A 6,300-nucleotide genomic window follows, 5' to 3' on the forward strand; every position below is an offset into this window, starting at 1 on the left:
ATTTCCCGCCGCGGTATAATATCGCGCCCACTCAACCGGTTCCGGTGGTCATTCTGGAAAATGGCGGCCGCCATTTTCGGCTGATGCGCTGGGGGCTGGTCCCGGCCTGGGTCAAGGATCCCCGTAAATTTACGCTCCTGATCAATGCGCGCTCCGAGACGGTGCTCGACAAGCCCGCGTTCAAGAACGCGATCAAGCGGCGGCGCGTCCTGATTCCGGCCGACGGCTATTACGAATGGCAGGATGCTGATGGTCGCAAGCGGCCGTTCTTCATCCATCGCCGCGACGGCCACCCTGTCGGCTTTGCCGCGCTCGCGGAGACCTGGATGGGGCCGAACGGCGAGGAGACCGACGGCGTCGCCATCGTCACCGCGCCGGCCAGCCGCGATCTTGCAGCATTGCATCATCGCGTGCCCGTGACGATCGCGCCCGAGGAATTCGAGCGCTGGCTCGATGGCCGGACCAATGACGCCAACGACGTGATGCCGCTGCTGCGCGGACCGGCTGAGGGCGAATTCGCCTGGCACGAGATTTCCACGCGGGTGAACCGCGTGGTCAATGACGACGCGCAATTGCTGCTGCCGATCACCGACGAGCAGCGGGCCGCGGAGGAGCCGAAGCCCGCGAAGAAGGCCGCGCCGCGCAAGGCGGCGGTGGAAGAGGATGACGGGCAGGGGTCGTTGTTTTGAAGGCGGCGCGATCTTTTGTAGGGTGGGCAAAGCGAAGCGTGCCCACCATGCAATCATCGCGAATGGTGGGCACGCTGCGCTTTGCCCACCCTACGGCACCTCAGCGAAAAATATTCAGCGCGGCGTATTGCAACAGCATGATGGTCTTGGCGTCGACGATGCGGCCGTCTGTAATCATCGCGAGCGCGGAATCGATCGGCAGCTCCAGCACCTCGATGTCCTCGCCCTCGGCGGCGAGGCCACCACCGTCACCGACGCGCATCGAAGGGTCATATTCGGCGACGAAGAAGTGCAGCTTTTCGGTGACCGAGCCCGGGCTCGAGAAGGCTTCGAAGATTTTTCTGATCTCGCCGAGCCGATAGCCGGTTTCCTCCTCCGCCTCGGCGCGGATCCGCACCTCCGGCGCTTCGCCGTCCAGAACACCGGCGGCGGCCTCGATCAGCAGATCATCGTAACCGTTGACGAAGACCGGATAGCGAAACTGGCGCACCAGGATCACGGTGCGCTGCGCGAGATTGTAGGGCAGCACGGTTGCGCAGTTGCCGCGGTCATAGCTCTCGCGGACTTGCTGCTGCCACTCGCCGTTGGCGCGGCGATATTCGAACGTGGTTTTCTGCAGGAGATAGTAATCGTCGGAGAGGACCTCGACGTTCTTGACGCGGACGCGATCGGAGAGGGGCATGGAAATCCTTCGGCTCACTGCGGCGGTTCGCGGCCGTCGAGCCATTTGGTGAAGAACAGGATCTTCTGCTCGCCGAAGCCGATCGACTGGTAGAACGCGGCAACGCCGGAGTTTTCGGGGCGCACCAGCAATTGCAGTTTCGGCACGCCAGCGGCGCGCAGCCAGTCCTCGGCCGCGTTCATGATGGCGCGGCCATAGCCCTTGGCGCGTCGATCGGGATCGGTGGCGACGTAATAGACCCAGCCGCGATGGCCGTCATGGCCGACCATCGCGGTGGCGACGATGGCGCCATTGTCGCGGCCGATCAGCACGGTCGAATGCGGACCGCGGCGGGCCATCGCAATGTCGGAGGCAGGATCGTTCCACGGCCGCGTCAGGCCGCAGGCCTGCCACAGCGCGATCACGGTTGCGACGTCGGCGTCGGTGATGTCGGCAATGGTGAGGGCGGGAATCGTCTTTCTCATCGCCGCAGTCACAGCACTTTCCCCGGATTCATGATGCCGAGCGGATCGAGCATCGCCTTGATGCCGCGCATCAGTTCGATCGCGACCTTGTCTTTCACATCAGGCAGTTCGTCGCGCTTGAGCACGCCGATGCCGTGCTCGGCCGAAATCGATCCGCCCATCCGCAGCACGATCGCAAACACGACCTCGTTGACCTCATGCCAGCGCGACATGAAGTCGGCGGTATTGCCGCCGACCGGCTGGCTGACGTTGTAATGAATGTTGCCGTCGCCGAGATGGCCGAACGGCACGGGCCGTGAGCCCGGGATGAGTTTCACCACCGCCGCATTGGCTTCTTCGATAAACGCAGGGACGGCGGCAACCGGCACGGAGATGTCGTGCTTGATCGAGCCGCCTTCCGGCTTCTGCGCCGCCGACATTTCGTCGCGCAATTTCCAGAACCCGGCACGCTGCGAGAGATTCGCCGCGATCACGGCATCATCGACGATGCCTTCTTCCATGCCTTTGGCGAGGATCGATTCCAGTGCGGCACGGGCGTCGTCGCGCGAGGACGACAATTCCATCAGCACGTACCAGGGGTGCTTGGTCGTGAGGGGATCGCGAATATCGATGCCGTGGCGCAGGCTGAAATCGACGGCGATGTCGGCCAGCAATTCGAAGCTGGTCAGGCTGCCGGCCGCCTCGTTCTGCGCAATCGACAACAGTTTGAGCGCCTGCGCCGGCGATTGCAGGCCAACATAGGCGGTCTCCACCGCATGCGGCTTCGGAAACAGTTTCAGCGTCGCTGCGGTGATGATGCCGAGCGTGCCCTCGGCGCCGATGAAGAGATTGCGCAGGTCGTAGCCGGTGTTGTCCTTCTTCAGTTTTGACAATCCGTTCAGGATCCGGCCATCGGCGAGCACGACTTCGAGCCCGAGCGCCATCTCGCGCGCCACGCCATAGGCGAGCGCAGCGGTGCCGCCGGCATTGGTGGAGAGATTGCCGCCGATGGTGCAGCTTCCTTCCGCACCGAGCGACAGCGGGAAAAGGCGATCGACTTCGGCGGCGCGCGCTTGCGCGATCTGCAGCACGACGCCGGCCTCGCAGGTCATGGTGTTGGAGGCGGGATCGATGTCGCGGATTTTATCCAGCCGCCGCAGCGAGACGACGACCTCGCCATTGTGCGGGGTCTGGCCGCCGACGAGGCCGGTATTGCCGCCCTGCGGCACCAGCGCGATTCTGTGCTCGCTGGCGAGCTTGCAGATCGCGGACACTTCGGCCGTCGAGCCCGGTCGCAGCACCAGCGGCGAGCGGCCATGGAACAGGTCGCGTTCCTCGGTGACGTAGGGCGCGATGTCGGCCGCATCTGTCACCGCATATTTGTCGCCGACGATGGCGCGGAATTTTGCGATCAGCTCGGCGGGAAGCGGCGGCACGGAATTCTGGACGACATTCATTTTCTTTTTCTCTTTCATTCCCGCCCGACTGCCGCGCGCCGCAGCCGGTCGTTGATGGCTTCGCCCAATCCTTCGTTCGGAATGGACATCACCGCGATCGTCCGCACGCCCTTGGCATCGAGCGCGCGAAGATGGCCGAACAGGTTGGCGGCGGCTTCGTCGAGATCGCCGCGCCTTGACAGATTCATTACGGCGGAGGCGGCGTCAATTCCCGAAATTGCTCCGAGGCCGAATGCGAGCAATGCTTCGCCCGGCTCGAGTGCGATGGCGTTCAGCCGCACGCGCGCGCGCGGCGCGTAGTGCGAGGCCAGCATGCCCGGCGCCAGCGGCTGCCCGCTGTCGCTTTCGGCATCCGCCGGCGGCTGTCTTAGCGCGCGGCCAAGCACGCGCTCGATTTCGGCGCGGGGCAGGCCGCCGGGACGCAGCAGCATCGGCTCGTCAAAACAGCCGACGATAGTGGATTCGACGCCGACTTCGACCGCGCCGTCGTCGACGATCAGGGCGATCCTCCCTGCGAGGTCGCTCTGCACATGGGCCGCAGTGGTGGGCGAAACGTGACCGGAGAGATTCGCCGAGGGCGCGACAACCGGGCCGCCGAAGGCGCGCAGGATATCGCGCGCGACGGGGTGGGCCGGGATGCGGACCGCGATCGTATCGAGGCCCGCGGTCGCGAGATCGGCCACCGTGCAACCTTCCGTCTTCGGCAGCACCAGCGTCAGCGGGCCGGGCCAGAACGTCTCGGCGAGCGCCATCGCCGGGCCGTCGAAGCGGGCAATTCGCCGTGCGGCCGCGATATCGCCGACATGGGCGATCAGTGGATTGAAGGCTGGCCGACCCTTGGCCTGGTAGATATGGGCGACCGCGGCCGCGTTGGTGGCATCGGCGCCGATGCCATAGACCGTCTCGGTGGGAAAGGCGACTAGGCCGCCATCGGCCAGCACGCGCGCGGCAGCCGCCACGGCCGCCTCGCCGGCGGGTAAAATCTGGGTTTTCAGGCCAACATTCACTGTGATTAATTTCCTTAATTCGGCTGCTTGCGGTTGCCGAAACCCAAGGCTATAAGCCGCGTTCCAAGTCGGAGTGTGGCTCAGCCCGGTAGAGCACTGCGTTCGGGACGCAGGGGTCGCAGGTTCGAATCCTGCCACTCCGACCAATAATATCAAGTGCTTAGAACCGTTGCTATTTTTTGCGTCCCCAGGAATCCCCGAGGAACGCAGGGGTCGCGGGTTCTTAAAGCTCCTGCCGATCAATTCAACCCTCTTTGCGGCTTTCCGGATCGCCTCATAGCTCTTGAGGCCGCGACGCGCGAATCCATGTGCAAATCGGCGACGCGCGCTCGGGTCAGGGCGACATCACGACATATTCGAGATTCCCTGCGCTTGCAGCCTCCAGGGCCTATGAGCTGAATCAAGGGTGCGCGGCCGAAGGGAGCGCGGCCGCACTGGCGCCTGTCCTGTACGGCATAGACGTCGTTGGCTGGAGCTAGCTCAAACTTGCCCACGATGGATTGGAACGAGAGTTCAAAGTTTTCAAATAGTTAGAAGGCGGCGTGTGCACGATGTGTGCACCGGGAGATCAAAGATAATCTAGCGACAGCCGCCGCGAGCAGGGAGCGCTGAGCGCGCTGTAGCCAGTAGCGGGCCCCACGTTTCGGGCGGGGTTTTCCGGTCGAGGAGCCGCGAATTACCGAAGCCGAACTTTGCGAAGGCTCCATTCGCGGAATGAACGGTTATGGAACGACCGCTGCTGACGCAAAGCGGCCTTTCCAAAAATGGGCTGCGTCCGATGCGGGACATGCTACGAGATCGTAAGGATCTCAAGCTTCTGACCCGATGCGTCGGCCAGAGGGCACGGCATCTCCGACGAGCCCGCGAGTTGCATTGCAGGGCCGGGGTGGCAAGGATGGTAAGCCGTTCGCCACGATTGTTGCCTTCAGCTCTTCGAGCCAGAGCCTCTCAGTGCGTCCCACACGGACTGGTTGGCGTGATCGAAAGCCTTGCGCGACTCTGCGAGTGCAGTGCTGAGCACGGACCAGGACTCGCTTCCCGCCTGGTTGAGCTTTTGCAGGCGTGCTTCGGCTTCGGAAGCATCGGACTTCATTTGCTGAAGCGCGGCCTCGAGATCGGCGCGTCGGGCGGCAGCCACTTTGCCCGCTGCTAACTTGAATTTATCCGCCGCCTCGCTCCAGGCTTTTGCTTGCGCGGCAGCGATGTCCTTGAACGTGGCCTGCTGCTGCTCGATTTGCTTGCCGGCGCTTTCGAAATAGGTCTGCACCTGGGCTTCGAAGCCGTTCCACTGCTTGTCCAGCTCCGTCTTGGCGCGTGCCCAGGCAGCTTCGCCGGATTCGGCTTGTGCCTTAAGCAGCGCCTGAAACTCGTCGCGGCGCTGCTTCAGATCTGCGATGATCTCATCCGCCTTCTCCTTGGAGTCGGCCTTGGCTTGACTGGCTTTGACCTCGAGCGAAGCCAACGCAGCGTCCATCTCGTCGATCCGCTCCTTGGTCCAATTCAGATATAAATGCATGCTGCTCTGCTCTGTCATGACCATCTCCGTTGATTGGTCGAATTATTCATCATTTCCGAGCCTGGCCTTGCTCACGTTGACCTGAGTCAAATTCGGGTTCGATTTTGTCGTCTGACTCGGCTGAACCGTTAGTGGCGATTTGCCCCTTGCCTGCCGACTCTGGGCGGTTCGAGCATGACTTCCTTCAAGCGATCGCCACTGGCGATGACGATCACGAAGTTGAGTTTGCCGTCCTGCTTCATCAGGCCTCCGGCGAGAGCGCTTCCCTCGGCAGCTTTCTCGGCGATGCGTACGGCATCCGACAGCTCCTGCTCAACTGACTTCATGGCAACGATGTTGCCCAGATCCTCTCGGTCGAGCTCCTTCAACGATGACGAAATTTCTTTTTCAGTGACGCTTCCGGTGTTCGCATCGATGACGTTCTCCCAAATTTGCTCATTTCTTACCGTCCGCACTCGATAAACGGATGGATCGGATAGCTCAAAGCTAACGTCCGCGGTCCTTGA

At 62.8% G+C, this 6,300-nt stretch carries 6 protein-coding genes, 1 tRNA gene and 1 pseudogene; 2 read left to right on the top strand and 6 right to left on the bottom strand.

Translation table 11 applies throughout. The features are described from left to right. Positions 1-689 (top strand): annotated as a pseudogene (locus CQ14_RS05115) (SOS response-associated peptidase); the annotation flags it as partial. Positions 690-789: 100 nt separating this feature from the next. Here the strand turns inward: CQ14_RS05115 and CQ14_RS05120 are convergent. From CQ14_RS05120 to CQ14_RS05135, 4 genes are read right to left on the bottom strand one after another with little or no spacing between them, the layout of a single operon-like run. After that, positions 790-1,371, bottom strand: coding sequence for an NUDIX hydrolase (locus CQ14_RS05120; RefSeq protein ID WP_057856847.1), 582 nt, complete (start codon positions 1,369-1,371; stop codon positions 790-792). Between the two features lie 14 nt (positions 1,372-1,385). Next, positions 1,386-1,835, bottom strand: coding sequence for a GNAT family acetyltransferase (locus CQ14_RS05125; protein ID WP_057856848.1), 450 nt, complete (start codon positions 1,833-1,835; stop codon positions 1,386-1,388). 8 nt (positions 1,836-1,843) lie between these two features. Continuing rightward, complete coding sequence (locus tag CQ14_RS05130; protein WP_057856918.1) at positions 1,844-3,271, bottom strand: FAD-binding oxidoreductase; 1,428 nt, start codon at positions 3,269-3,271, stop codon at positions 1,844-1,846. A 14-nt stretch (positions 3,272-3,285) separates the two neighbouring features. Then, a complete protein-coding gene (locus CQ14_RS05135) occupies positions 3,286-4,278 on the bottom strand; it encodes an L-threonylcarbamoyladenylate synthase (RefSeq protein WP_057856849.1) in 993 nt (330 codons plus the stop codon). Positions 4,279-4,347: 69 nt separating this feature from the next. Between CQ14_RS05135 and CQ14_RS05140 the strand changes: the two genes are divergently transcribed. Continuing rightward, positions 4,348-4,424, top strand: a tRNA-Pro gene (locus tag CQ14_RS05140). A 779-nt stretch (positions 4,425-5,203) separates the two neighbouring features. Here the strand turns inward: CQ14_RS05140 and CQ14_RS05145 are convergent. Continuing rightward, complete coding sequence (locus CQ14_RS05145; protein ID WP_057856919.1) at positions 5,204-5,812, bottom strand: sll1863 family stress response protein; 609 nt, start codon at positions 5,810-5,812, stop codon at positions 5,204-5,206. Between the two features lie 110 nt (positions 5,813-5,922). Beyond that, on the bottom strand, positions 5,923-6,300 hold a 378-nt coding region (locus CQ14_RS45670), incomplete at its 5' end, for a PepSY domain-containing protein (RefSeq protein ID WP_245320196.1).

Source organism: Bradyrhizobium lablabi, assembly GCF_001440475.1.
Taxonomy (GTDB): Bacteria; Pseudomonadota; Alphaproteobacteria; order Rhizobiales; family Xanthobacteraceae; genus Bradyrhizobium; species Bradyrhizobium lablabi.

Excerpts from the sequence above, each read along its gene's own strand:
- CQ14_RS05120 (WP_057856847.1), bottom strand. The coding sequence starts at position 1,371 with ATGCCCCTCTCCGATCGCGTCCGCGTCAAGAACGTCGAGGTCCTCTCC.
- CQ14_RS05125 (WP_057856848.1), bottom strand. The coding sequence starts at position 1,835 with ATGAGAAAGACGATTCCCGCCCTCACCATTGCCGACATCACCGACGCC.
- CQ14_RS05130 (WP_057856918.1), bottom strand. The coding sequence starts at position 3,271 with ATGAATGTCGTCCAGAATTCCGTGCCGCCGCTTCCCGCCGAGCTGATC.
- CQ14_RS05145 (WP_057856919.1), bottom strand. The coding sequence starts at position 5,812 with ATGACAGAGCAGAGCAGCATGCATTTATATCTGAATTGGACCAAGGAG.